At 65.2% G+C, this 26,246-nt stretch carries 22 protein-coding genes; 12 read left to right on the forward strand and 10 right to left on the reverse strand.

Annotation, left to right across the window (positions count from 1 at the left end; all coding sequences use genetic code 11):
* Window positions 1-183 precede the first annotated feature (183 nt).
* The 3 genes from G3446_RS09310 to G3446_RS09320 are packed head-to-tail and all read right to left on the reverse strand — an operon-like array spanning window position 184 to window position 1,786.
* Window positions 184-795, reverse strand: a complete 612-nt coding sequence (locus tag G3446_RS09310) for a cytochrome C (RefSeq protein ID WP_164452560.1) — start codon at window positions 793-795, stop codon at window positions 184-186.
* 14 nt (window positions 796-809) lie between these two features.
* Window positions 810-1,166 (reverse strand): DUF1924 domain-containing protein, encoded by a 357-nt coding sequence (locus G3446_RS09315; protein ID WP_164452561.1) that lies wholly within the window; start codon window positions 1,164-1,166, stop codon window positions 810-812.
* Window positions 1,163-1,786 carry a cytochrome b/b6 domain-containing protein gene (locus tag G3446_RS09320; protein ID WP_164452614.1) on the reverse strand — a complete coding sequence of 208 codons (624 nt, stop codon included), beginning with the start codon at window positions 1,784-1,786 and terminating at the stop codon, window positions 1,163-1,165. Before G3446_RS09320 ends, G3446_RS09315 begins: the two co-directional genes overlap by 4 nt.
* A 221-nt stretch (window positions 1,787-2,007) precedes the next feature.
* Between G3446_RS09320 and G3446_RS09325 the strand changes: the two genes are divergently transcribed.
* Genes G3446_RS09325 through G3446_RS09335 form a run of 3 tightly spaced genes read left to right on the forward strand, consistent with a single transcriptional unit; the run spans window position 2,008 to window position 4,375 of the window.
* On the forward strand, window positions 2,008-2,346 hold the full coding sequence (locus tag G3446_RS09325) for a PepSY domain-containing protein (RefSeq protein ID WP_245232400.1): 339 nt from the start codon (window positions 2,008-2,010) through the stop codon (window positions 2,344-2,346).
* A complete protein-coding gene (locus G3446_RS09330; protein ID WP_164452562.1) occupies window positions 2,346-3,011 on the forward strand; it encodes a response regulator in 666 nt (221 codons plus the stop codon). Before G3446_RS09325 ends, G3446_RS09330 begins: the two co-directional genes overlap by 1 nt.
* A complete protein-coding gene (locus G3446_RS09335; protein ID WP_164452563.1) occupies window positions 3,008-4,375 on the forward strand; it encodes a sensor histidine kinase in 1,368 nt (455 codons plus the stop codon). The genes G3446_RS09330 and G3446_RS09335 overlap by 4 nt, the downstream gene beginning before the upstream one ends.
* Window positions 4,376-4,636: 261 nt before the next feature.
* On the opposite strand, the gene G3446_RS09340 is transcribed toward G3446_RS09335, so the two are convergent.
* Window positions 4,637-5,065 carry a hypothetical protein gene (locus G3446_RS09340; protein WP_164452564.1) on the reverse strand — a complete coding sequence of 143 codons (429 nt, stop codon included), beginning with the start codon at window positions 5,063-5,065 and terminating at the stop codon, window positions 4,637-4,639.
* A gap of 9 nt (window positions 5,066-5,074) precedes the next feature.
* The gene (locus G3446_RS09345) at window positions 5,075-6,235 is read right to left on the reverse strand and encodes a hypothetical protein (protein WP_164452565.1); all 1,161 of its coding nucleotides are present in this window, start codon (window positions 6,233-6,235) and stop codon (window positions 5,075-5,077) included.
* 529 nt (window positions 6,236-6,764) lie between these two features.
* Here G3446_RS09345 and G3446_RS09350 point away from each other — a divergent pair.
* From G3446_RS09350 to G3446_RS09385, 9 genes are all read left to right on the forward strand, one after another.
* Window positions 6,765-8,315, forward strand: a complete 1,551-nt coding sequence (locus tag G3446_RS09350) for a diguanylate cyclase (RefSeq protein WP_164452566.1) — start codon at window positions 6,765-6,767, stop codon at window positions 8,313-8,315.
* Between the two features lie 84 nt (window positions 8,316-8,399).
* Window positions 8,400-8,831: a hypothetical protein gene (locus G3446_RS09355; protein ID WP_164452567.1), complete on the forward strand. Its 432-nt coding sequence runs from the start codon at window positions 8,400-8,402 to the stop codon at window positions 8,829-8,831.
* 304 nt (window positions 8,832-9,135) lie between these two features.
* Complete coding sequence (locus G3446_RS09360; RefSeq protein ID WP_164452568.1) at window positions 9,136-10,701, forward strand: OpgD/OpgG family glucan biosynthesis protein; 1,566 nt, start codon at window positions 9,136-9,138, stop codon at window positions 10,699-10,701.
* Window positions 10,686-11,234, forward strand: coding sequence for a hypothetical protein (locus tag G3446_RS27990; protein WP_245232401.1), 549 nt, complete (start codon window positions 10,686-10,688; stop codon window positions 11,232-11,234). The genes G3446_RS09360 and G3446_RS27990 overlap by 16 nt, the downstream gene beginning before the upstream one ends.
* Window positions 11,150-13,306, forward strand: a complete 2,157-nt coding sequence (mdoH, locus tag G3446_RS09365; RefSeq protein ID WP_245232402.1) for a glucans biosynthesis glucosyltransferase MdoH — start codon at window positions 11,150-11,152, stop codon at window positions 13,304-13,306. The genes G3446_RS27990 and mdoH overlap by 85 nt, the downstream gene beginning before the upstream one ends.
* A gap of 247 nt (window positions 13,307-13,553) precedes the next feature.
* On the forward strand, window positions 13,554-13,856 hold the full coding sequence (locus tag G3446_RS09370) for a hypothetical protein (protein ID WP_164452570.1): 303 nt from the start codon (window positions 13,554-13,556) through the stop codon (window positions 13,854-13,856).
* 177 nt (window positions 13,857-14,033) lie between these two features.
* Window positions 14,034-14,567, forward strand: a complete 534-nt coding sequence (locus G3446_RS09375) for a recombinase family protein (RefSeq protein WP_280818799.1) — start codon at window positions 14,034-14,036, stop codon at window positions 14,565-14,567.
* Between the two features lie 38 nt (window positions 14,568-14,605).
* Entirely contained in the window at window positions 14,606-14,860 is a 255-nt protein-coding gene (locus G3446_RS09380) for a UPF0175 family protein (RefSeq protein ID WP_164452571.1), read from the forward strand.
* Window positions 14,850-15,362, forward strand: a complete 513-nt coding sequence (locus tag G3446_RS09385; protein ID WP_164452572.1) for a PIN domain-containing protein — start codon at window positions 14,850-14,852, stop codon at window positions 15,360-15,362. Before G3446_RS09380 ends, G3446_RS09385 begins: the two co-directional genes overlap by 11 nt.
* Window positions 15,363-15,826: 464 nt before the next feature.
* Here G3446_RS09385 and G3446_RS09390 read toward each other — a convergent pair whose 3' ends face one another.
* From G3446_RS09390 to G3446_RS09410, 5 genes are all read right to left on the reverse strand, one after another.
* Window positions 15,827-17,245 carry a hypothetical protein gene (locus tag G3446_RS09390; RefSeq protein WP_164452573.1) on the reverse strand — a complete coding sequence of 473 codons (1,419 nt, stop codon included), beginning with the start codon at window positions 17,243-17,245 and terminating at the stop codon, window positions 15,827-15,829.
* Window positions 17,246-17,255: 10 nt separating this feature from the next.
* Complete coding sequence (locus tag G3446_RS09395) at window positions 17,256-21,284, reverse strand: hypothetical protein (protein ID WP_164452574.1); 4,029 nt, start codon at window positions 21,282-21,284, stop codon at window positions 17,256-17,258.
* A 767-nt stretch (window positions 21,285-22,051) separates the two neighbouring features.
* On the reverse strand, window positions 22,052-23,074 hold the full coding sequence (locus G3446_RS09400) for a helix-turn-helix domain-containing protein (protein ID WP_164452575.1): 1,023 nt from the start codon (window positions 23,072-23,074) through the stop codon (window positions 22,052-22,054).
* Window positions 23,075-23,118: 44 nt separating this feature from the next.
* Window positions 23,119-24,477 (reverse strand): GH1 family beta-glucosidase, encoded by a 1,359-nt coding sequence (locus G3446_RS09405; RefSeq protein ID WP_164452576.1) that lies wholly within the window; start codon window positions 24,475-24,477, stop codon window positions 23,119-23,121.
* On the reverse strand, window positions 24,474-26,210 hold the full coding sequence (locus tag G3446_RS09410; RefSeq protein WP_164452577.1) for an ABC transporter ATP-binding protein/permease: 1,737 nt from the start codon (window positions 26,208-26,210) through the stop codon (window positions 24,474-24,476). The genes G3446_RS09405 and G3446_RS09410 overlap by 4 nt, the downstream gene beginning before the upstream one ends.
* Between the last annotated feature and the right edge of the window lie 36 nt (window positions 26,211-26,246).

The raw sequence follows: 26,246 nt of genomic DNA on the forward strand, positions 1-26,246 counted from the left end.
ACCGCCGGGAAACCAGGCGGCAAACAGAGAACACCAACTTCGGCCTAAACGGCGGCAAGGACCCGGCTTACTCTCCGGCCGGCCATAGGCCGGTTTCGGCCTGTCCCGAGGTGTTGGACCCGGCTACGGGCGGAATGATACCGCGGGCTTCTACCGGCTCCATCCGGGCAGGGCCAGTCGAGATCAGTCTTCCCAGCGGCCGTAGCCCGGAATGCGCACTTGGTCATCGTTGTAGACCCCTTTCGCGGCGCCTTGGTGGCAGTTGTTGCATTGGCTGAAGCTGCCGACCTCGGGGTTGTCCTTGACCATTCGCGGCGGGATCTCGTCGTGCTTGCGCAGGAAGTAGCCCGTCGTGCTGATACGTGGCAGCGTCCCGCCCGTGCTGCCGGCGGATGCCATGGAGACTGCGAAGGCGCGCGAGCGGGTGCGGCTGTCGAAGTTGGCGGCGTTTCCGGTCAGGTAGGTCGCAAGCTCTTGACGCAGCGCCTCGGAGAGCGAGGCGTCGTCGCCATAGTGGTCGGTGAGTGCAGACGGCTCCATGACCCGGGCCCAGGCGGCGGCGGGAAGCAGTCCGGGCTGATAGGCCATGTGGCAGGCGCCGCACTCTTCGGCGTAGGTCGGATTGCTCACGGGCGCGACGTCCGCGCGCGGGCGCAGCCAGCCGCCGCGGCCCTCGTGCCGCTCATCCTCTTCGTGCTCCTCGCGCTCGCCCCAATCGCTGAAGGCGACGCCGGCGGAGCCGAGGCTGAGCACGGCGACGGCGAGCAGGGGATAAAGTCGTTGAAACTTGGGCATGGTCTGGCTACTCCTTACTGAGTCTTGATGTAGGCGAGAAAATCGGCCTTTTCCTCGGCGGTGCACTCACGCCCGAGGGTCCATTTGCAGTTGCGCCGGAACCACTTGGCGATCTTCTTCTCGTCGGTGAGACGTTGCGGGTTGACGGACGGCGCCATCGGCTCGATCACCTTGCCGGTCTTGGCGTGCTTGCCCGGCTGGGTGAGGTCTGTGCCGTGACAGGTGGCGCAGCTGCGCGCGGGCGAGCCATCGGCTTGCGGGTGCTCCGCCACCCAGCCGGCCTTGCCGGCGGCGGCGTTCGCCGCGAGCAAGGTCGCGGGCAGGGCTGCCGCGCTGGCGGCGATGAGCAGGGTTGCGATCGTGGTCTTCATGGCTGATGTCTCCGCTTGTAGCCGCTGATCATGGCGCCGATGAGGTTTTCGCGGTGCGCCAGGCTGGAAAAGAGCACGCCTCCCAGGTGCAGGATGACTAGGGTGAGCGTGAGATTGGCGAGGACTTCGTGCACGTCCTCCAGTGCATGCGCCGTGGACCCGGAGACGTCGCTCATCAGAGCGGCGAGGGGGCCGGCGAATTCTTGGGCGCCGTAGAGCGCCATGCCGCTCAGGCCGGTGAGCGAGACCATGACGAGCAGCGCGAGGATCATGGCGCCGCCCGCTGGGTTGTGGCCCAGGTAGCGCAGGGCGCGAAACCGCAGCACCTCCAGGAGGTAGTCGCGCACTTCGGCCGGTGCGCGGACGAAGTCCTTGAAGCGGGCGTGCGGGGTTCCGACCACTCCCCAAAGGACCCGCACTGCGATCAGGGTCAGGACCAGGTAGCCGGCCCAGACGTGCACGCCAAGCAGGTTGTCTTCGACGACGAAGGCCGTCGTGAAGCCGGCCGCGAGCGACCAGTGGAAGATGCGCACCAAGGGGTCCCAGACCTTGACGCGCTCACCGTCCGCCGGGCTATACGGCTGGGTCTCGGTCTCGGTCTCGGGGCTTGCGATGTCCATGCTGTGGCTCACGGTCGTTGCTCCGGTTGCTGATGTGTTTTGGCGCTTGGCCGTGCCGGGAGGCCGCGGCCGGTCTGCAAGGATTGGCCGCTAGCCTACCGATCGGGGGCTGACGGCTCGCTGAGTGGGCTTGTCAGGCTTTGGTCAGCTTGGATGTGCAAGCTTGGATCGCCACTCTGGCGGGTGCCCCCGCCGTCTGATGCACCTGAGACGAGGTGGTTTTGTCTTTCAAACAACCTGCTCGATTGATCGTGGCCTTGCTACTCTTCTGGAGCGGCGGGCTGACGCTGGCCTTGGCGGACCGCGGCGGATACGGCCACGGCTATAGCCATGATCATGACCGTGCCCGACATGCGCTCGAGCGCGGCGAGGTGCGCCCAGTGGAGGAGATCCTGGCGGCGGCACGCGATGCGGTCCCCGGGGAGGTGGTTGGTCTCGAGCTGGAGCACGAGGACGGACACTGGGTCTATGAGGTGAAGGTCATTGCGGAAGATGGACGTCTGATGGAGGTGCTGGTGAACGGTGCCGATGCGCGCGTCCTGGAGTGGGAGGCCGACTGATGCGTCTGCTGCTGGTCGAAGACGACGATCGCCTCGCGGCGGGCGTCCAGACGGCCCTGGAGGGAGCGGGCTTCGTGGTGGAGCGCAGCAGCGAGGGCGAGGATGCCTGGTTTCGCGGCGACACCGAGAACTGGTCCGGCGTCGTCCTGGATCTGGGGCTACCCGGCATGGACGGTCTCTCCGTCCTGCGCCGCTGGCGTGCCAATGGTCAGACCTTCCCGGTGCTCATCCTCAGTGCCCGCGGCGACTGGCATGAGCGCGTCGAGGGGATCGACGCCGGCGCCGACGACTATCTGCCCAAGCCCTTCCGCATGGAGGAGCTGCTGGCGCGGGTCAGGGCGCTCACCCGGCGGACGGCGGGCCGTGCCTCCGCGGTGCTGGAGATCGGCAAGCTGACCTTGGATACGCGCCAGATGCGCATCAGCCTGGACGGCGTGCCTGTGCATCTGTCCCCTCAGGAATACCGCTTGGTCAGCTATCTGATGCAGCATGCCGGGCGCGTCGTGTCGCAGATGGAGCTGACGGAGCAGCTCTATGCCCAGGACTTCGAGCGCGACTCCAATGCGGTCGAAGTGCTGGTGGGGCGGGTAAGGCGCAAGCTGGGCAGTGACATCATTCAGACTCGGCGCGGGTTCGGCTACCTCATCGAGGCAGAGGATTCATGACCCGGCGCTCGCTGCGTGCGCGGCTCGCGCTGGCCGCGGCGGGCTCCATTCTGATTGCGGTCCTAGTCGCGGGCTTGGGACTCCTCACCCTCTTCGAGCGCCATGTCGAGCGTCGCATCGGCGCCGAGCTGGTCGCCCAGGTCAACCAGCTGGCGGCAGCCACCAGCCTCGCTAACGATGGTGAGCTTCAGGTCGACCCGCTGCCGGTCGATCCGCGCTTCGCCGTACCCCTGAGTGGGCACTATTGGCAGATCGAAGACGAGAGCGGCGGCGCCATCGACATCGGGCTGCTGCGCTCGCGCTCGTTGTGGGATACCCGCATCCTCCTCCCCGCCGATCGCCTCGAGCCGGGCAGCGTGCACGCACACGTTCTGGCCGGACCCGGTGGTCAAACCCTCCTGGTGCGCGAGCGTCTGGTCCTGCTGGGGGAGGGCACGCGCGCGGTTCGGCTCATGGCGGCGATGGACAGCCGCGAGCTGACCGATGCGCGCGACGCCTTCGCGGCGGACATGCTGCCCTATCTGGGCCTGGTCGCCTTGGTGCTGACCTTGGCCGCTCTGGTACAGCTTCAGACGGGTCTGACTCCTCTGGAGCGGGTGCGCCGCGGCGTGGCGGCGATCCGCTCAGGTGCGGCCAAGCGCCTGGAGGAGGGCGTGCCGGACGAGGTGCTGCCGCTGGTGATGGAGGTGAACGCGCTCCTCGCGGCGCGCGAGGAGGCTGTCGAGCGCGCCCGCGCCTGGACCGCCGATCTGGCGCACGGGCTCAAGACGCCGCTGAGCGCCTTGTCCGCAGACGCGGAGCGGCTGCGCGCGCAGGGCAATCCGGTGGTGGCCACCGACCTCGAGCAGCTGGCCGAGGGCATGCGCCGCCGGGTGGATCGCGAGCTGGTGCGCGCGCGGGTGCGCTCGGGCGCCGCGACGGCCCGGGCGCGGGTCGAGGTGGTCGGCGCGATCGGACGGGTCGTCGGAACGCTCAAGCGGATTCCCGGGGGAGAGGACATCGACTGGCGCATCCATGCGCCCGAGCAGGTCCATGTGGCCCTGATGCCGGACGATCTCCTGGAGCTCCTTGGGAATCTCCTCGAGAACGCCGCCAAGTGGGCGCAATCCAAGGTCGATGTCCACGTCGATGTCGGCCCAGAGGTCGAGATCTCCATCAGTGACGATGGTCCAGGGGTGGCGGCCGAGCATCGCCACCGGCTGGGAGAGCGGGGCGTGCGGCTGGATGAGCGCAAGGACGGCAGCGGACTGGGCCTCGCCATCGTGCGCGATGTCGTCGATGCCTACGGAGGGACCCTAGGCTTCGATTCAGCGATGCACGGTGGGCTCGTCGCTCGGGTGCGTTTGCCTCGGGCGAGCGCCTAGACGGTGCTTGCCCGAGGAACTTATCGGGTGAGGTCCAGAAGGCAAGCCTCGGTAAGCCAACTGCTGGAAGCTGATTGCTGGTGGCTGGCCGCTCTTAGGCGATTTCTGTCAATTCTCAAACCATCTGGCTTGTCTTGACGCCCGCCTCCTGTGTCGTGCCGACAGTCACATCGCTCAGCGATGCTCCTGCCGGCGCTCCTTGAAGGCGGACCTCGATCCGGCGCCACCTGGCAAACGAATTTCCGGCAATCGCCTTAGGGCTCATAGATCGAAGACGACGCGCAGCCTAGGCGGCAGTGAGCCCTCCCACAGATAGCCGACCGCGCCTGGCTGCTCCAACAGGAGCTGCAGTGCTTCTTGCTCCGTTTTCGTCTGCTCAGGTGGGGCGGTTCTGCCTGAGAACACAAGCCGGGCCCAGTAGGCGCGGATCTCGGCGAGATCTTTGTTGACCAGCTGCCGGTAGAAGGCCGATTTGAGAGGCGCCCCAGCTGGCTGATCCACAGGTACCGCGGTCTCGCCGTTCGGCAGCTTGCGGAAGCGTCCGAAGAAGATGTTGATGACCTGCTCGCGGGTGAGGGCCTCGATGCCGCTGTTTGCGCTCATGACGACGACGATGCCTGAGCGATCGTTGGATTCCGCTGTCGCCAGGGAAAACAATAGAAGGACGATTGCCTTGGCGAAGAGCTTCATGACCCGGCTCTAGAACACGAAGTCCAGTGACAGGCTGAGTACCGCCATGGATCCATCCCACTCCGACGTCTCCCAAACATAGAGAAACTCGGAATCCGCTTGCCCCCTGATGACGTCCACCTGTGCCTTCAGGCAGGTGTTTTTCATGAAGTCCCAGCGCGCGCCGAAGAACAGGCTCCGCTGGTCGCTGTGGAAGTCTTGCAGATAGAGGTCCGTGTAGGGGGGCAGGGGATGGCTCAAGCGCTTGGGGCTGGACTTGGCCGCCGACAGACCGACGAAGGGCGTCAGCTCGCCGACGCGATAGCTGAGGACGAGATACCCGGCCCAGGTGTCCTGAAACGCGGCGTGCGTATTTCCGGTCTTGCTGACCATCAGCTGGGCTTGAAACGGACTGGCGTCGTATGACATGCCCAGTGAGGTGAAGTGCGTCCATTCACCCGCGACGCGCAGCGCGTCGGCGGTGGCCTCGGGCAGGGCGTCATAGAGGTAATCCAGCGGTAAGTCGTTCTTGAAGCGCATGCGCGTATGGCTGAGGCGTACCTGCCAGGGGCCCTTGTGGACATCCAGATAGGCGCCGGCCAGGACGGATCCGCTCATGTCGAAGTCCGGATCTTTTCCCAGCGGTGCGCGCTCTCGGCTGACGCCGCCATAGAGCTTTCCGGTCACCAGCCCCCCGCTTGGGAGCAGGCTGGTCACGGCCAGGTCGGCGCCGTTCATGTAGTTGAATGGCAGGGTCCCGTAGAAATCCACCGGCGGTCGCACGGTCACGTAGGAGTAGCCGACCATGCGTGAATCGGCCAGCAGATAGAACTCGGTGCCGAGGCGCCCGGCGCGCAGGGTCCAGGTGGGGCTCGGGTCGTAGCGCAGGAAGCCCCAGGTGAGATCGGGGGTGGCGCGACCGTCGTAGCGGTAGTGTGTGACGACCTGTGCGACGGCCTCCAGATCCTCGCGAACGCCGATATTGGCCTGGATGCCTAGCGAGGAATCGTTCTCGAATCGCCAGCTCGTGCCGAGCCCCTCGGGCTGCGAGAGATTGCGCACGAACTGGGCCGAGCCATCCGTCGAGCGCGCGATCGCGAGTGTCCCGAATCCGCTCAGTGCGAAGGGCGCTGGCTCGCAGAAGGCTAGGAAGGGCGTGCCTAGGGTGAGCGCGAGCCAAGCGCCGAGCATGAGATTGCGACTCTTCGGAGTCAGGCAGGGGGCTGTTGCCTCCTCGATGAGAGGTCGCGTCTCCCACCGTTGAGGAGACGCGCTAGGCGGCTGAGAGAACAAGGCGAGTCGAGGCTCTTTGATTCACGTTTTGAGGATGGGCAATTTAAATGCCCATCCTCCTGACTTGCAAGGGGCCTGATCCAAGCGGTGCCTGCTCGGTTGACTGCGAGCCTGAGGAAGCACCTGTCCTTGCGCGCTGTCGTGCTCGGGCTGTGGCGACGATCGATGAGGGTGCCCGTGCTCCCGGACCTCTTGACTCGAGACGACGCCGAGATCGCCCGCGTTGTGGCGGGGCGGTGCGTTTCTGGGAAAGGTAGAGGTTCACCTCTGGATCGAAAATAGCCTATTCTTCGTGGGCAAAATTAAGGATGGATACAGCAGGATCTTGATCTTGGCCCTCAGGATGCGAAGGTTGGCGCCGACGAGTCTCGTTGCTCGGACGACGCTCGGGATACTTCTCCTCGTAGCGTCGGTGGGAGCAGGCTCCTTGTGGCTCGGCTATCGCGTGGCCGTGGAGCGCGAGAGCGCACGCAACGAGATCAAGCTGCACGAGCTTCTCGACACCATCGAGCGCACGGCGAGCATCGCCAGTTTCACCAATGATTTTCAATTGGCGAGCGAAGTCGAGGAGGGCCTGCTCGCCAACCGGATCGTCCAAAAGGTCGCGATTTACGCCGGCGAAGAGCTGCTCGCGGAAGCCGAGCGCTCTGTTCGTGAGCTGGCCTCCGCATTGGTGGCTTCTCATGAGGCTGCGCCGATCGTGCGGCCGCTCTTCTCTCCCTTCGACGCCAAGCAGGTCGTCGGAAAGATCTCCTTGGTGCCGGATCCGGTCGCGCTTGCCGAGTCCGCCTCGGACGCGTCCTATTTCATTGCCGTCTCATTGTTCGTCCAGATCTTCGTCGTCGCACTTGCCGTCCTCCTCGTCGTCTATCGGCAGATCACACGCCCGCTGCATCGGCTGGCCGACCATCTCTATCGACTGCCCGCCGAGCATGGCGAGAAGCTGACGCACGCGCGGGGACATGAGCGCGACGAGATCGGCGATGTGGTCAACTACATCAACCATTTGATCGATCGCCTGCTGGGACTGCTGCATCAGGAGCGCCGCTTGCGCGAGGCGCGCGAGATCGAGGAGCTCAAGTATCGCTCGATCTTCGAGCAGGCGGCGACGGGGATCTTCCTGGTCGATCGTCATGGCGGGCTGATCTCCTGCAACCCGGCATGTCAGGAGCTTCTGCAGTCCGAGTCGAGGCTGGGGCATTCGGGGCAGGTGCTGGCGGAGCTGCTCGGGAAGGATGAAGAGGCCATGCTGCGCGCGCTCGCCGCCTGCACCAAGGACAGACCGCTGCAGCGCGAGATCAGACTGCGTCATGGAACGGAAGATCGCTGGCTCCAACTGGTTCTCAGCCAGATCGACAAGCAGCTCTATCAGGGCGTGATCAATGACATCACGGCCCACAAGCGCGCCGCCGCGCTCGCCTTGCACGCCTCCATGACAGATCCCTTGACTGGCCTGCTGAATCGCCGCGGCTTCGAGGCCAAGCTCGAGCAGGCGCTCAGTCTGAAGGATCGGCCCTTGGACGGACGCTTGGCGCTGATCATGGTGGACCTCGATCTGTTCAAGGAAGTCAATGACACCCACGGGCACGACGCCGGGGACGCCGTGCTTCGGTGTGTCGGCGGGCGTCTCTCCACCTTGGTCAGAAGGTCCGACCTCGTCGGCCGCATGGGTGGAGACGAGTTCGTGGTTCTGGTCACCGCGGTCGATAGACCGGAGTCACTGGTGTCCCTGGCGCGCAAGATCATCCGCGCTGTTTCGCAGCACTGCGAGATCGGCGGAGGGCGGTCGGTTCGCGTCGGCGCCAGTCTGGGGATCGCCTTGAGCCAGGGTGGCCCAGATTGTCGGACCCAACTGCTGCGAGAGGCCGACGAGGCCATGTACCGGGCGAAGAGGATGTCGCGCAACACCTTCTGTTTCAGTCGCGCCGATCCCTTCTTGACCTCGGAGGACTCGGCCAGCCTGGAGCTGGTCAGCTGATCGGTTCTCTGTCCCAGACACAGGATGCTTTGCTTGCGACAGATGCTTTGCTTGCGATATCGGTGATCATGAAAGGGATCTCAGATGGAAACACGCAACGCCGCCGAGCGACGCCGTCATCCGCGTTTCGGGCTCATGTTCGACGTCCAGATGCAGAAGTCGGATGCCGCGGAGTATGATCCGCACCCCATGAGCCATCTGGGCATGTCGCGCGGTGTCAGTGAGAGTGGCATTCGCGTTTGGGCGTCCTGCGCCCACCCGATACAGTCGCGACTCCTGCTGACCTTCGAGTGCCCCGAGATGGGCTGGAACAAGATCACCTCGCGCGTCGGGCAAGTGTGGTGTGGGCCGAGGATTTGCGGGCCGACGGCGAGTGTCTCCTGGGCATTCGCTTCGCGGAGGGCGCCTCGGTCGGCCGATCTCACGCGGCCTGAGCGACCGGCCCGGCAGGTCCGAGGCTTGCGTCTGAGCAACCGACGCTGCATCCGTCTCGATCCGCCACTGGCTCAAGTCTAGGCTGCGTAGGAGTGGCGCACCGCTGTGACGCCGCTCCCAAGTGACGATGCCATTGCGCCGAGCACAAGCGAGCCGCGTCTGTCGGTCTCGCGCCCCATGGATAGAGTGTGAAAGGTGCGCGCCGAGCCGAAATCACCGCGTAATTTCCGAGGCTTTGGGGTTAGAATTCGAGTCGGCTCGGTTCTCCGTCCCAGCTTGCGTGGCTCGACTGATTCGGTCATTCGCGGCGCTTGGTATCATGTGTACGGGAGGCGGGGGCGGCCGTCCCCCATACTCCAGGACTCAACGAATCAGCGAGAACATCATGACGATTGCTCGGCTGCTCGGAATTCTGTCGTTCGGAGTCGCCCTGGGCTCTGGTCTCCCCCTCTCTGCCGCCGACACCCCAGGTGTCGTCGAGCCGGTTCCGGCGGAGGGCGCACCCGGCGACTTCACCTTCGCCGCGGTGGCTCGGCGCGCGGAAGAGCTTTCCACCCGGGATTTCGAGCCCGACCGACCGGCACTGCCGGATTATCTGGCGGACCTGGATTACGACGGTTATCGTGACATCCGTTTCAACCGCGAAGAGAGCATTTGGAAAGAGGACGGGCTGCCCTTCCAGATGCAGCTCTTTCCTCGCGGTTTTCTGTTCAAGGATCGCCTGACCGTCAATGTCGTCGAGGATGGCGTCGCGCGGCCGCTGCCCTTTCGGCACGACCTCTTCGATTACGGCAAGAACGACGTCCCCGCGGAAATGCCCGCGGATCTCGGCTTCGCCGGACTGCGCCTCCTGTATCCCATCAATCGCGATTCGGTCTTCGACGAGGTCATCGTCTTTCTTGGCGCGAGCTACTTCCGCGCCGTCTCCAAGGGGCTGAGCTACGGCATCACGGCGCGCGGCCTCGCCCTCGACACCGGGTTGCCGACCAAGGAGGAATTCCCGGTCTTTCGCGAATTCTGGGTGCGCAAGCCAGCCCAGGATGCGGTCGACATCAGGGTCTACGCCCTGCTGGATAGCGAGAGCGCCTCAGGAGCCTACAGCTTCTTGATCCGTCCGGGCATGGAGACCGTGGTCGATGTCAAGGCGCACATCTTCATGCGCAAATCGGTCAAGAAGATCGGGATCGCGCCCCTTACGAGCATGTTCTTCCACGGCGAGAATACCGACAGGTTCGTGGACGACTTCCGGCCCGAGGTCCACGATTCCGACGGTCTCTTGGTGGTGGACGGCACGGGCGAGCGCATCTGGCGTCCCTTGGTCAATCCGCTCGGTCTGCGCGTCAGCGACTTCGTCGCCGAGAATCCCCAGGCATTCGGGCTCCTGCAGCGCGACCGCAGCTTCGAGGACTATCAAGACCTCGAGGCCCACTATCACAATCGTCCCAGCGCCTTGATCGAGCCGGTCGGGGACTGGGGCAAGGGCGTGGTCGAGCTGGTCGAGATCCCGAGCAATGCGGAGCGCTACGACAATATCGTCGCCTACTGGATGCCCGAGCGCAGGCCGGAGGCCGGCGAGTCCTGGAGACTCGAATACCGCCTGAGATTCGGGAGGGATCTCGAGACCGGTCTCATGGGGGGGCGAGTGAAGGCGACGCGTATCGGGGCCGCGGGCACGGACATCCTGGATCCGAGCCGCCGCAAGCTGGTGGTCGATTTCGTCGGCGAGTCGCTGGCGCAGCTCGATCCGGAGACCGAGCTCGAGGCCGTCGTCACCAGTACAACGGGCAGGCTTTCCATGCCGGTGGCTCAGCCCAATCCCGAGACCAAGGGGTGGCGACTCTTCTTCGAGCTCGACCCCGATGGCAAGAAGCCGGCGGATCTGAGGGCCTTTCTGCGCCATGGGCATGACGTCCTGAGCGAGACCTGGAGCTTCAGATGGGTGAGGGAATAGCCAGGCCGATCGGCGCGGTCGGCATCGGGGCGCCCATCAGAAGTCTGCCGGCCTTCGATCGGCGTGCCGTCGAGGAGCGTGCCGGGCGCTATTTGCATGCGCTCGGGGTGCAGCGTGATGCAGAGGCCGGCGTCCTCCTCCAGCGTGTCGTCAAGCGAGTAGAGCTGCGCGCGGCACTTGGTCAGCTGGGCGACCCGTTCGAGGCCGCCGTCGAGGAGGTCCATTCGCTGCTCGACCAATGGCTAGTCTCCGAGCTCGGCCTGGAGCGCGATCCGGATGCCTTCTCGGCGGCCCGCGCGGCCGTCCTCGGCGGCGATGTTCCGGGCTGGACCTCCCGCTGGGCGGGGCTGAGCAACGAGCCGCTCGCGGAGCGCATCCGCGCCGAGCGGGTCCTGGCGGTGCCCGAGCGGGCGCCGCTGCGCATGGAGCCCACTCGCATCGAGCTCTGTTGCTACCGCCTCGGTCGCCGCCTGCTCCTTCGCATCGCCCGCTGGCTCGGCTGGCGCGGCAGGCACGCAACCCCCGCAGGTTAGCCTCCATGGCCTGGCTCCAGCACGCGCCGCTCCCCGCACAGCGATTTCACCGCGCCATCTACTTCACCCTGGTCGTCGTCACGACGCTCTTCACCATGTCGCTGCTCTCGGCGGCGATCCAGGATGACGGCATCTCGCTGCTCGAGCTGGTGCTGCTCGCTCTGTACACCATTCTCATGCTATGGATCAGCGCATCCTTCTGGACGGCTGCGATCGGGTTCGTGAGGCTGATGCGTTACCGGCGGCATGTCGATGCCGCGGCGGCGGATTCCGTGGTGCGGCCCTCGGAGCAGCCAGGCTTCCGGACGGCTCTGGTCATGCCGGTCTACAACGAGGATTCCGAGCGGGTGTTCGCCGGCCTCCGGGCCATGTACGAGTCGCTCGAGGCGACAGGTCAGCAAGCGGGCTTCGAGGTCTTCATTCTGAGCGATACCCGGGATCCGGACATCTGGATCCAAGAGGAGCTGCTATGGCGCCGATGGGTCGCGGATCTCGGTGAGCCCGCGCGCGTCTTCTACCGCAACCGTGTCGAGAACCGCGCCCGCAAGAGCGGAAACGTCGCCGACTTCTGCCGGGACTGGGGTGAGCGCTACCGCTACATGATCGTCCTGGATGCGGACAGCATCATGAGCGGCGAGACGCTCGTCGAGATGGTTCGGCGCATGGAGGCGGATGCTCGGCTGGCGCTCCTGCAGGTGCCGCCGATCCCCGTCAATCGCGCCTCCTTCTTCGCGCGCATGCTGCAGTTCGCCGGCAGCCTCTATGGGCGGATGTTCGCCGCCGGGCTGGCCTTCTGGCAGCAGGATACGGCCAATTTCTGGGGTCACAACGCCATCCTGCGCGTGCGCCCCTTCGCCGAGCACTGCGGTCTTCCCAGGCTTCCGGGCAAGGAGCCCTTCGGCGGCGAGATCCTGAGTCACGACTTCGTCGAGGCGGCCTTGTTGGCGCGCGCGGGCTGGAAGGTGCGGCTCGCCTACGACCTCGGCGGCTCCTATGAGGAGATTCCGCCGACCCTGATCGACTATGCCAAGCGCGATCGGCGCTGGTGCCAAGGCAATCTGCAGCACGCCAGGCTCGTCATGGCACGTGGCTTCAAGCCCTTGAGCCGCATCCACTTCGCCATGGGCGTGATGTCCTACGCGGCCTCGCCCCTCTGGCTGCTGTTTCTCGTGGCAACTGGCATCGAGGCCTATCTCAAGAGTCTCAAGTCGCCGGTCTACTTCTTCGGCCACAATGCGCTGCCGATCTGGCCGGAATCCTATGTGGTCGAGATGACCACTGTGCTCTGGGTGACGCTCGCCATTCTCTTCCTGCCGAAGATCCTCGCCTTGATGCTCCTGGCCACGGATCGCGAGGAGGCCGAACGCTTCGGCGGCCTGCGCGGCGCCAGCCTGAGCGTCCTCATCGAGAGCCTGCTGTCGGTCTTGCTGGCGCCCGTCTTGATGCTGTTTCAGAGCAAGTTCGTGGCGGCCATCCTGCTGCGGACGACGGTTGGCTGGCCGGCACAGCGGCGCGGCGATCATCAGACAGGTGTCCTCGAGGCCATGAGGGCGCATGGCATTCACACCCTGATCGCCTTTCTGACGGGCTATCTCGCCTACGTCTACGTCCAGGACTTCTTCTGGTGGTTCACGCCGGTGCTCGCCGGTCTGGCCTTGTCCATACCTGTCTCGATCCTCACCAGCCGAACCTCGCTCGGAAGGCATGCCAAGCGCGCCGGCCTCTTCCTGACACCCGCCGAGACCGAAGAGCCGGACGTGCTCACACGATTGGACGCGCGGCTGACCGATGCCTTGCCTTCGGGGCCTCGCGGCGGCAGCGCTCAGCCGCTCTGGACTGCGGCCATGACGGAGCCCTGTCTCTATGCCTTGCACGACTCCATGCTGCATGACGCACCCTCGAGCCGGCGCCACCGTCATGCCTTGGAGGGGCTCGTCCTGCAGCTGCAGGACGACGGGCCCGACTCTCTGGGTCTGGCCGAGAAACGCGCCTTGCTGTCCCACCGCGAGGGGCTTCGTCTATTGCACACCAGGCTCTGGGCCGGCGCCGATCTTCCGGGGCCCGGCGGCTGATCGCTTGGGCGTGGCTTGCTCTGGATCGATCGCTGGAGCCGCAGAGAAGGCTGAGCGGCGCGGGGAGAACGAGCAACCTGCGCTCTTGGTCCTCAGCAGCCAGACCGTCGACGATGCCATGCCTCGCCCCCTTTACACTGTCCTGGCCGCCGAAAGCGCCAACCAATATTGCTACACTCAGTATGGTTGAAGCGGTTCTCCTGATGCGCTGCAACCTCAGGCACAAAGGTGATGCTGGAGGAACGACATGAGCACGAACGGCTTGGTGTGTGGGTTCTGTCTGATGCTGGGCGCGAGCGCGGCGATTGCCCAGCCGGGACTCAATCTCTTGGGTCAAACCGCGGAGCCGGCGGGCTCCGCCGCGAAGGAGTGGGGGATCGCCTGCAGCTGGACGGCCCGCGACAAGGGCTATCGGAATCTGAATGTCGGAGAGTGCTCGGTGACCAAATCGGCCCACCTGCCGAGTCAGACCGACTACTGGGTCGAGCTTGGGAAGAGCTGGGACTATTGCGCTGGATGGATGCGCAACGCCGGCGTCCAAGGCTGGTGAAGCCCAGGCGGGTGTTGTTCTTCGCTCTGATTCGCGAAGCACCGGCCTTTGGGCGAGGACACGCCCAAAGACCGGTGAATCGGTTTTTGGTATACCCTTGAGCGCGCGAGCAAGCACGTTGCTATCGATGCCAGGGTCTCGACCGGTGAGCAGGCGCCGGACAATTAGCTCCAAGCGCTGAGAGCCGTCGCCGAGCGTATGGATTGGCACATCGCCGCCGAGTACATCGACCACGGCGTCAGAGGCGCCAAGGGAAGTGAGCGCAGACCGGGATACGACCGGCTCTACGACGCCACCGTCCGGAGTGAGAGCGATCTGGTGATGGCCTGGTCGGTTGATCGACTGGGGCGGTCGCTGCAGCAGCTCGTGGCACTGCTTTCCGACCTGCAGGCCAAGGACGTCGGTCTATATCTGCATCAGCAGGGCATCGACAGCACGACGGCGGCCGGTAAAGCCATGGTCCAGATGTGCGGCGTGTTCGCCGAATTCGAGCGGGCCATGATTCGCGAGCGAGCTCGCGCCGGACTCGAGCGTGCTCGCGCCCAGGGTAAGACCCTCGGCAGGCTCCGCACACCGGAGGTCGTCGAGGAAAGAATCCGTGCGGCGCGTCGACAAGGGCAAGGTATCAAAAAGATCGCTGCTGAGCTGGGTATCGGTGTCAGCACCGTGCAGCGCGTAGTGCACGGCCCCGCCCCAGCTCCAGGAGCGTGACGCGGCTAAGTAAATCAGTGACAACCGTGAGCGAGCCCATGACAACCACGATCACATTCGACTTCGATGCGTCCGCCTTCGGCGCGTTGCGTCTGGCGCCGAGCGAGTTCGCACGGGAGATGCGCATCGCCGCGGCGGTTCAGTGGTACGCACAAGGGATCGTGTCCCAAGGAAAGGCCGCAGAGCTTGCCGAGCTGACCCGAGCCGATTTCTTGGAGGAACTTCACCGCCGCAAGGTTCCGGCGTGCCAAGTGACGGCTGAAGAGCTCGCCAAGGAGATCCATGGCGCCTGATCGCTGGGTCGTCAATGCCTCGCCGTTGATCTTGCTTGGCAAGGTCGAGCAGATTCAGCTGCTCGGTGCCTTGGCGGGAGAAATTGCGGTACCCAGAGCCGTGATTCGGGAGGTCGGCGCCAAGACGGATGGTGCGCCCAAGGTCCAAACGCTGATGGCTCTCGAGTCGGCGATCATCGTGGATGACGAACTCCCACCAGCCAACATCCTCAGCTGGGATCTCGGCCCCGGGGAAACCCAAGTCATCAGCCATGCTGTCATGCATTCCGCCGACCGTGTCGTCCTCGACGACCTGGAGGCCAGGCGTTGCGCAAAGGCCATGGGCCTCACAATCATCGGCACCCTGGGTATCGTGGGTCGTGCGAAGGTCAGGGGGCTGATCGAGCGAGCGGAGCCTGTGATTCGGCGACTGCGGGAATCAGGACTCTACGTCTCGGACGACTTGGTCCAGAAGCTACTTCGAGAAGTGGGCGAAGACATGGCATCTGGGCGAGATTACTAAAATTTACACGTATCCTGCTCAGACCCTAGGATGCGTTGCGGGACTCCCAGTCGCCCCAACGCCCTCGCGACGAGACAGCCTTTTAGCCTGGGCTCGTTCCGCTCCGGGGCACGGCGGCGGCACTCGGCGCCCTGCCACGCCCTTACGATGAATGACTCAACGGTGTGAGGGGTGCACGCTGCATATCCCCTCCGCGCCTCGGGCACAGCCCTCGGTACTGCGCCGCTACGCCCGCGCCCACACCGACCGGGGCCGCTCGGCTTCGCTGCGCTCTCCGGGCCTCGCGGAAAGGAAACGTACACCAAACCCGGCTGGACGGAAGCCGCCCAGGCGGTGCCTCAGCACCGTGGCCCGGATGAAGCAACGCGGAATCCGAGATAGCGTCTATGCTGCGCATCCCCCATTGCCAAACGATTCGTCCCAACCGCGAGCCTGGATTCCGCTTTGTTCCGGTCGCGGAGTGCTCATGGGGATGCCTTTCCCGTGCTCAGGCTCTGCCTGGTTTCGGGTGCCAGGGTGCAGTGGCGCAGCAGGATGGTCGGCAGCACCTGTTGGCTGTCCCCCGTATCCCAGGACGTCTGCTGCGCCTTGGGCACCGCGAGTTGCTGATAGCCCTGACCCCGCAGCTGCCGGGTTTGCGATTGCTCGGGCGCAAGCGCGGCGCTGAGCCGATGCCGATGGGTCAGCGGTTGGCCTGCCGTCAGTGCCTCGCCGACGGGCGTGATGGGATCCTGCCCGGGCTCCAAGCCGACCAGCAGGAAACCGCCATTGGGGGCGGTGATCCAGCGCAGCTGACCCGCCCCGCTGCCGTCGCAGTATTGGTCGGCGCTGAAGATGCTCAGCATCGGCGGCACTAGGGCGCGGGCATGGCGATCGGCATAGCCGCCTGACTTGATGCAGGGCAGCAGCTCGATATGCGCCGGCGGATCGGCCTCCGACGATGGCTGGGTGTAGCTGAAGTCGATCCACGAGCCCAGATACCACAGGTGCGACGGCAGGCCGGGCCAGGGCGGGGTCAATTGCACCCGATCCCAGTCGGCGATGCCGCCGGTCTCGAGTGCGAAGCGATAACTGGCGTCCGGATGCCGGTGGGCCCCGGTGAAGCCTCGGGTGGCCGCCGTCCCGCTGGTCGTCCCGGTACGAGGTTCCGCGGCCGATGCCTCGGTCCGCCCCATGGTGGTCACGATGAAGCGACCGGCGGCCTCCTCGTAGATCTGCCAGACATCGTTGCCGCGCTCGCCCGTCGGACAGCGCCGACCGATGAAGAACATTACGCTGTTGAGCGGCAAGGCCCGGGTCAGCTTGGTGGGTCGATCCTGTTGACAGACCAACAGCGGCATGTAGGGAAAGGACCAGTGACCGGGCTCCGTGCCGACCATTGCGCCATCCTCCAGCGTTCGCGCCTGGACGCTGCCGCCGACCGGTGCGTTCGGATCGGATTGTCGGTAGTCCAGGACATGCCCGCCGACGGTGATCCGGCCGGCTCGGGTTAGATGCGGATTCGCACCGTCGAGGTAGAGATCCAGAACCTGCATCTCGGCGCTCGTCTTGAGCTTGAGCCGATGCGCATGTTCGCCATGCAGCGTTCTGCCCCGGATCGGCAGATCCTGCTTCGCGTTCGCCCGCGGCAGTCTGCTCGGGTCCGTCATGGCCAGCACCAGCCGGCCGCGGGCCTCCTCAAGCTCGGACCAGCCCTTGGGACAGTGGGCGCCGCTCTGGCTGGCACGGTTGAACAGGAAGGCCACCATGCGCGGCTCATCCTCCGGATAGCCGTCCTCGGGCGGCGCCTGCGCAAACGCCGGCTGCAGCGCCGCCGTCGCGAGCGCGAGCAGTGCCATCCGCGCCTTCGGCAGGCCGCCGCCGGTTGTCTTGTACGCTGTCATCGGTGCGCCCTCAGGTGTCGGCCTGGTCGTCGTCGGCGAATTCCCGCCAACGGAATGTGCCCTCTTTGGCGGTGATCGCGATCAACGAAAAGATGCCGGAGAGGAACGGCAACGCCGCATCCTCCGTGATCAGCAGCAGGGCGCTGCCGAATTTGCTCAAGGGCTCCGGCGAGTAGACCGCCACGAGCACCAGTGGCTCGCAGACCGACGTCATTGCGTCCAGGCCGGCTCCGAACTGGTCCAGGTAGACCAGCAGATGCCCCCAAACGTCCCCTTTGGCGATCGCCATCAGGATGATCTCCAGCAATTGGGCCACGACGGCGATGCTGTACGCCAGCCCCAGGACGCTATCGAACAGCGCGCTGAAGATGTTGACGGCATTGGATACCGGCGGCGGACTGAAGTCGAACACGAAGAACAGGCCGATCACCGAGACCGTGGCGCCGGCCAAGGTCACCAGCTTGGCTGCATAGGGGAGTCCGAGCAGGTTGGGCGGCAGGGTTCGGGTCTCGAGGAATTTCGCGCCCTGGCTCTGCGGCGCGTACTTGGCGACGACCTCGGTCAGGGTGTCGACGACCAGATCCAGCGCGACGTGAGACAGCATGACGAGCTTGACCAGGTTCTTCAGCCAGCGGGTCACCGCTTCAGCGTCCAGCAGGCCGATCTCGGTGGCGTCGCACAACGCATTGATCGGCGGGATGAGCAGGATGTCGCCCAAGGCAGTGCAGAACTGCGCGACGGTCTGCACAGTGGTCGCCGCCTCGATGTAGTCCGCGTAGACCAGGGCATCGGCATCGATGGAGTGATACTCGGCGCTATTCCAGTGGTAATTCGGCAGATAGGCGTAGAACGCGAGATGCACCGGGTCGACGGTAAGCTGAGGGAGGTTGGCTCGGGCAGCGCCGAGTGCGGCCGATTGGGCAGGGGGTTGGAGGTCGCCCATGGTTTCGGCGGGAAACAGCCGATGCTGATGCATCAGCGGCACCGGGCTCTCCTTGAACGGTGCCTGCCCGCCATGGGTCAGCTTCCAGAGTACCGTGGCCGGCGCCGCAAGGGTCAGGGTCAGCGCATCCAGCAGCGTCAGCTGGTGGCCGCAGGCGGCCTCGAACAGGGTGGACAGGCCGGGGATCGTAAGCGGCGTCAGCAGGACGCGGCGCAGCCAGGCCGTGACCTGTCCGACCATATCGAGGACCAGGTTGGTGATCTCCTTCGCGCCGATCTCCACGCAATCGAGCACGCGGACCATCAGCCCGAAGAGCCAGTCCAGCGATCGCGCGCCAAGATCGGCCGGCGGCAGGCCGTTGAGCTCGTCGATGAGCTGGCCCAGGGCCTTGAAGCGCCGATCCTGCGCCATGTCGACGCCGGTGCGGCTGTCGCAGTGTCGCCCCAGCAGCTGCGTGCGCAGCTGCTCCAGCCCTGTGCGCAGTTCATCCGTGAAGGTCCATTCCACCTGCATGTTCGCCGGGTTCGGCAACTTGTCGAGGTGCTTGAGGACGAGGCCCTGAACGGTGGTGGTCTGCACCTTCATCAGCGCCAGCGTCTTGTCCGCCCCAGCCGGCAGCGCCGACTTGCCCTCGATCATGGGCATGGCCCCGGTGGCGAGCTGGCTGAAGGACGGATTCCAGACCTTCTGCAATTCGCCGCGCAGCTGATCGACCCTGTTGCGCAAATCGCCGACGCCCTTGTCGATTTGACCCAGGACGAATTCGCGCAACTCCCCTTTGACCTCCTGTTCGAGCTTGCGCAGCGTGCCCAGGGTGACGTAGCGCAACAGATCGTTGACGACGACGATGTCGCCCCAGTCCAGCAGTGCGGCGACGAACTCGATCAGGCGCCGCACCGCATCGGCAACCGCGCCCACGGCCTTGGCCAGCCGGCACAGGATCGCGCTCAGCGCCGCCTGCACCTGCGCCATCGAGTCCAGCACCCAGGCCTTGACCTGCCCGCCGATCTCTAGCACCAGACGGACAACGCCGTCGCTCAGCTCGACGGCGGCGCGCAGGGCGCTGGAGACGGCGTTCTGAACGAAGGCCAAGGCGTCGGCCAGCGCGGTGCCCAGTCCCGGGATCAAGGCGTTGGCGGCGGCATTGTCGGCGCCGAGGAGGACCGCGGTGGATATCGCAGGCGCTCTGTCGGGAGCGAAGTCGATCGTGAAGCTGCGTGCCGGCTGGGACCGGGCGCCGCGGCGCATCTTCCGGTTGCCGTGCTCGAATTTCCACGCCTGCTGCCCGGCGCTAGTGATCATCTCGGCGATCTGGCCGACCTGATCATCGGATTGATCGTCGCCCACCAGATTTGCCGCGCGCAGCGATTCGACGCTGACCTCCCGGCCCGGCTCCTTGCCAGCCAAGCGGCGGGCCACGGCCGCCGCGGGCTGGAAGGGCACGGCATCGGCGATATCGACGTCCATCGGGGCGACAAGGAGGGTGGGCGCCGAGAGATCGGTGGCTTCCAGCATGATCTCCAGCTCGCCGCTGCCGGTGGTGCTGACTTCGACGGCGTGCGCCGGGTCGGCGGCGAGCCGGTGAGCGGTGCCGTTGACGATGACCGTGCATGGGCAGTCCGCATACAGCCGCAGTCCGTTGGCTTGGGTGAGCGGTGCGCCATCGGGGTCGTAGAGCTTGATCTGGCTCTTGTGTACGATGGTCCGAGTAACCTTTTGCGGGTCGTCGGTCGCCGCATCGACTTGCTGCGCATACCAGCTCGTCTGGCTCGGCCCCTTGGCCCAGAACGCGATCTTGGCGCCGTCGCTGCCTTCGTTGACCACGAACAGCTCACTGCCGCCGCGTGTCCGTGCGGCACAGCCGATGGCATACATGCCCTCGCCGAGACAGATCCAGCCACCGCATTGAGGCGCCGCTTGCGGGGCGGCGCCCGGCTTGAGCTCAAGCGTCCACAAGCGCAGGTTGCCGCTCTCCTCGCGCGCGTAGAGCCGTGCTGCGCCATCGCTGCCGATGCCATGCTCCCAGCCGAGCGCAACCGATGTGATCCCGGTCGGGGCCGCCGGCACGGCCCCGCTGCTGTCCGGCTCGGTCAGGCGCTTCACGGCGGGGACCGCGGTGTCGCAGCCGGTGATCAGATAGAGCTGATGGGAGACATGGAAGAGGAAGCCGGCGGTGCCGAGCGCCTCCGGCAGGGGATGAATGCCCTCGGCCCCGGCGGCGGCGATGTCCGAGAACAGCGGCAGGGCAGAGGAGTCGATCGTCCGCCAGCCTGAATCGAGTGGCTCGATCCGATAGGCCCAGGCGTCGTCGCTCCAACGGATGCGCGCCTGCAGGAAGCCGACCGTGTCTGGGTCGAGCTTCATGATGGTCACATCGGCATTGCCGTCCCAAGCGGGCAGCAGCTGAAATCGGGTCGCGTCGGTGCCGGCGAAGGCGGCCCGGGCCGCGCTCCAGCGCTCGGTCCCTGCGTCGCGCACGAGGGCGAACAGGGTTGCGCGACCGCTGGCATAGTTGGTTCCGGTGCCGTAGACGATGGGGCGCCCCGCGCGGTCGCGGTAGATCCCCATCTGCGCGTTGGCGGTGATGGCGTTGCGGATGCTGCCGTCGATCTCGCCGGTGTCGGGATCCACCTCCGGCTGCCACGGGCGCCAGCGATCGGCCGTCTCGTCGTAGATGATCGGCTCCACTAGCCGCTCGCGTGCAGCATCGGCGTAGTGGATGAAGGCGATGCGTTCGCGGTCGTGCTGCAGCGCCTTGATCTGGATGATCCGATCGTCACGCTCGGCGTGCGTGCGTGGCACCTCATGTTCGGCACGCAGCCATGTCGACGCATAGGTCTTGCCATCCGTCGGCGGCGGTGCAGAGCGATAGTGGACCAGCTTGGTATCGTCGACATCGACGCTGAGCAGCTCCGGGCCGTTCGGCGCCTCGGCGGCGTCGCTCAGAACGACGAAGCGGTCGTGGAGCTGATCGGCCACCGGCGCGGTCGCGGAGGCAATCCAGTCTTCGACGGTATCGCTGACGACCTCCATGCGTACCGGCGCATCCGCGGCTCGTTGCAGTTTCCGACCTTGAATAATTGCATTGATGGCCATGCTTGCGGCTTGCCTCCATTGAGAGGGCGCCGAGCGCAGGGTATGTGGCTCCGCTGAGGATGCCAGCGGTCGCTTCGAGCGACCGTGCGCGTTGCGACGCCGATGATGTAGGTCTTGTAGAAACTCGGACATGACAGTGACGGGCGGATCGAAAAATACCCGGTCATATCCGGCCGTCCGGTCTGGTCACCGCGGCACGGCCACAGTCCGTCGCTCGTAGGATCCTGATTCCTCCACGTCGCAGCGGAATCTGGGGGCCGCTGCACCTGGTAGACTTCGCTCCGAGGCCGATTGCATATTTTCGGCGGTTTGGGCCAAAACCCCCAGGCAGCGCAGTCATCAATAGGTGTGCGTTCTTTGGCGTCGGCAAGCCCCGGGCTTCCATCTGAGAGCCGATATGTGGACGTACTTGGACGCGCATTCACCCCTGATGCCGGCGTCGTCAAGACCGAGCGCTCTACTCGCTCCATCTGATATGCGAACTAGTTTTCACCGATATCCGCTCCTCGGCAGATGACCGGATCGCCGGACGGCATCTACCAGGTGCTCCCCATTGTCGGTTTGGCTCGAGAGGCGAGGGGCGCGGCGCTAACCCCCTGACGTGTGCGAGGAAGCATTGGCGCGAGCACAAGGCGAGTCTGGAGCCGTCATCGTCGAGTTGTGGATGGAGCCGAGACTATGCCCTTTGCGAGCGCCCCACTATCCGAATTCGGCAAGACTTCCCGATCAAGCGCTGGCGCCTAAAGGAGGCGGGGCGGGGGCTCTGATCACGGGCGCCGGGCATGGCTCAGCGTGGCGGATGGGGTCTCTTGGAAGAGTCGTCGATAGTCTTGTGCAAAGCGTCCGAGATGGAGAAAGCCCCAACGGATGGCGACGGAGGAAACGGAGGTCGAGGGCGTCGCTGTGAGCAGGTCGGCGCGGATGCGGTTGAGCCGCAGAAGACGCAAATAGGCACTCGGCGGACGTCCGAGCTGGTCATGGAAGGCGTAGCGCAAGGTCCGCTCGGAGACGCCGGTATTCGCGCATAGATCGACCATGCCGGGGGTGATGCCTTCGTCTAGCTGTGCCTCCATGAATTCGCGCGCGGCGCGTACGATTTGAAAGGAACGACGGCGCGCATGCAGCTCCGAGGCGTTCCCCGCCAGGGGATGTCTACAAGCGACGATCGCGAGCAATATCTGGTCCATGAGTTTGCGCCGCAGCAGGCGTGGGTCGGCGCCGCCTTGGCCGAGGCCCGGATCTTGAGCGATCCCGAGAAGCGCGTGCATGGTCTGCTCGAGTCCAGCCTTACCGAAGGGGCCTAAGGATTGCAGGCCACGGCTGCCGGCGAGTCGTTCGGCAAGCGGCTTGTCCAAGGTCTCGAGCCCTCGGACGAGCTCTTCCTGCTCGAGGTGTGCGTAGATCGTTGCCCGTCCGCGGGGAATGACGATGTCGAATTCGTGCCGCTCGGTCTGAAAGAAGAGGACGTCCGGACCGTCGATGGGAAATTGCGAGAAGCGGGCGGCGCTATGACCACGATCGATCAGTGAGACGGTACATTGTCCGGGCGGCAGGGCCCCCGTCTTGTGCACGTCCTGATCGTGGCGTTCGTGAAATAGCGCGATATTCGAGAGCTCCAGGCTTTGCATCAGCCCGGAGAAGCGCCCGGGGCTGAGCTGCCGATACTCGATCGGCACCCAATCTTGGGCTGTTGCGGCCTCGGAGGCATCGGTCAGCGTTTGCCGATCCGCGCAGGAAGCGGCTGGTGCGGAGAGATCTTTGGCCGAAAGTGGCTCTCGAGTATCGTCCATGATCAAGCGTAGTCTCCATCAGAAATACGCCGGTCGGGTCCGTGTTAGCTTGGCTCCGGAATCAGGCCGGCACCATGCGAAGCGATGATGTCTTTGTAGCATTCGGCGCTGGCCTTTGGCAGGCGCGATTGGTCGCTCGGGTCCACGCGAAATAGGCCGAAGCGCTTTGCGTAGCCCTCGGCCCACTCGAAGTTGTCGAGCAGCGACCAGACGAAGTAGCCGCGCAGGTCGGCCCCGGCCTGGATGGCCGCGCCGGCGGCGCCGATGTGCTCGCGCAGGTAGGCGACGCGCCTTGGGTCTTCGACCCGTCCCGCGGTTGGCGCAGAATCCTCGAAGGCGGCGCCGTTCTCGGTGATGTAGACGGGCGGATTGCCGTACTGGGTCTTGAGCCGTAGCAGGATCTCCGTCAGTCCACGGGGATAGACCTCCCAGCCCATGGCCGTCACGGGCGCATTCGGGCGCTCGATCCGCGCCGCGCCTGTCGGCTGGACGGCCGGATCGTCGCGGACCCAGCCTCGCGAGTAGTAGTTGACGCCGAGGAAGTCGGCGGGGCAGCGGATGCGATCGATCTCGGTGCTCGGGAAGTCCGGCCAGGCGCTGCCGAAGATGTCCGCCATTGCCTCAGGGTAACGGCCGTGGAAGAGCGGATCCAGGAGCCAGCCATTGATGAAGGCGTCCCGCCGGTCGGCCGCTGCCCGGTCCGCCTCCGAGTCCGACGCCGGATGCTGAGGCTCCAGGTTTAGGGCGATGCCGATCTGGTGCCGACCGAGCGCACCATAGGTCGCGCAGGCCTCCGCATGGGCCAGGAGCAGATGGTGCATGACGCGGACGGCCTCGCGGGCATCGCGATGACCTGGTGCGTGGACACCTTCCAAGTGTCCGAGCACCGCGACGACCCAGGGCTCGTTGATGGTCACCCAGGCCTGCACGCGATCGTCGAGCGCCCGGAACAGGATCTGCGCATAGTCGGCAAACCAGACGGCGCTGTCCGGATCGAGCCAGCCGCCGCGCTCCTGGAGTGCTGCCGGCAGGTCCCAGTGATAGAGCGTGACCATCGGCTGGATGTCATGCTCCAGCAGTGCGTCGACCAAACGCAGGTAGAAGTCGAGCCCCTTTCGATTGACCCGGCCGCGCCCATCCGGCAGTACGCGTCCCCAGGCGATACTGAAGCGATAGGCACTCAGGCCCAGCTCCGCCATGAGCGCGACGTCCTCGCGAAAGCGATGGTAGTGGCCGCAGGCCAGATCGCCGGTCGCGCCGCCTGCCACCCGTCCCGGGGTGTGGGCGAATCTGTGCCAGATGCTGGGGCCGGCGCCGTCGGCCAAGGGGTATCCCTCGACCTGATAGGCGGAGGTCGCGGCCCCCCAGATGAATCCAGACGGAAAGGCGTGCCCACGGCTCATTGCTTCGGCGCACCGACTTCGTCCGAGGTCGGCGGGCGGACCCGCCAGGTGCCATCCGCGGAGATCTCCAGCAGCCGATCGTAGAACCTCGGCTCGTCTGCCAGATCGCCGAGCGTGAGATAGGTGATGCCTTGCTGGCGCAGCAGGTTCAGCAGCTCGCCGAGCGGGCATTCGCTAAGGCTGCGGCTGGGATGATCGAGAAAGACGAACTGCGGGGCCGCGAGGAGCATGCGCCCGAAGCTCAGGCGCTGCTGCTCGCTGAGGGAGAGCAAGTCCGACCAGTTGTGCTCCGTGTCCAGGCCGCCGGCCTTGGCCAGGGCTTGCTCGAGATTGAGCAGCTTGAGGCTCGCGAGAATCTGCCAGTCCGGCAGCCAGCGCTCTTGTGCCGGCCGCAGCAGGATCTCGCGCAGGGTGCCTGGAGGCACATAGGGGCGCTCTGGCAGGAAGAAGATGGCGTCGTGCCCGGGATGCAGGATGTGCCCCTCACCGTGCTGCCAGAGATCCGCGGTTGCCCTGAACAGCGCCTTCTCTGCGGCCTCGCTGGTGGCGCGAACCAGCAGACAGACCCCAGTTGGGATAGAGAGGCTGAGATCCTTGATGAGCACCCTCCCTTCGCGCGGCGTGTAGAGCGTCAGCTTTTCATAGGCGACGCTGCCGCAGCCCTCGCAGAGCTCCAGCTTGGGTGCGTGATCTGGCCTGTCCTGCGTCATGGCATCGCGCAGCGCATTGAGCCGGGCGATCACCGCGGTGTAGGTCGAGATGGACTGGAACTGGGTCACGATCAGCGAGAAGGCGCCGAGCAAATGCCCGAAGGCGACGGCTGATTGGGTGATGACGCCAAACTCCGCATGTCCCTTGATGAAGAGAGGTGCGACGAAGAGGGCTGGGATGATCTGGATCAGATAGTTGTAGCCGGTGGTGAAGAAGCCGAGGTTTCGATTCACCTCGATGATGCGCTTGAAGTTGGAGGTGAGCTGATCCAGGCGGTATCTGAGGCGGACCTTGAGGCGCTCCTCGCGGCGCAACAGCGCGACGGATTCCGCGTTCTCACGCACGTGCACCAGGCGCGAGCGGAAGTTGGCTTCCTTGTCGAGCTGGTCATAATTGAGCTTGACCAGGGGTTTGCCCAGGTAGATGGTCAGCAGCGAGCCGAGGATCGAATAGGCGACGGCAACGACGAAGAGCAGGGGGCTGATGGTCCAGAGCACGCCCGAGAAGGCGACCACGGTGAAGCTGGCGTTGAGGAACATCAGGGTGAAGGACAGCGTCGTGGCCGTGAGGGCGCGGATGTCCTCCGAGATGCGCTGGTCCGGGTTCGGCAGCTGCCCCTTGGAGTGCAGCTGAAAGTAGATGCGCTCGCCCAGATAGCGCTCGATCGCGCGCTCCGTCAGCCATTTGCGCCAGAGCAGTCCCAGGGTCTCTTCGGTGTAGCGGTAGATCACGGCCACCAGGGTTGAGACGCCCATCACGAAAATGAACAACAAGGCGTAATAGACGAAGCCCTGCATGTTCTGATGCTCGATTGCGGTCATGAAGTCGCGATTGACGTAGCTGTTGAGCACGTTCAATCCGTTGATCGCGAACAGGAAGAGGATGAGCAGCGCGAACAGGAGCTTGGCCTTGCCGCCGACCTCCGAGCTTGCGAGCTCGCGCATCATGAGGACGAAGCGCTCCCAGATGGCCGGCGTGATGGGAACCTTAAGGGCGTTGACCAGGGACCAGATGATGCGCATCGCAGCGGTCGCCGTATGGATGGGCGGGGCGGCTTA

This window comes from Thiorhodococcus minor (assembly GCF_010820565.1).
GTDB lineage: Bacteria > Pseudomonadota > Gammaproteobacteria > Chromatiales > Chromatiaceae > Thiorhodococcus > Thiorhodococcus minor.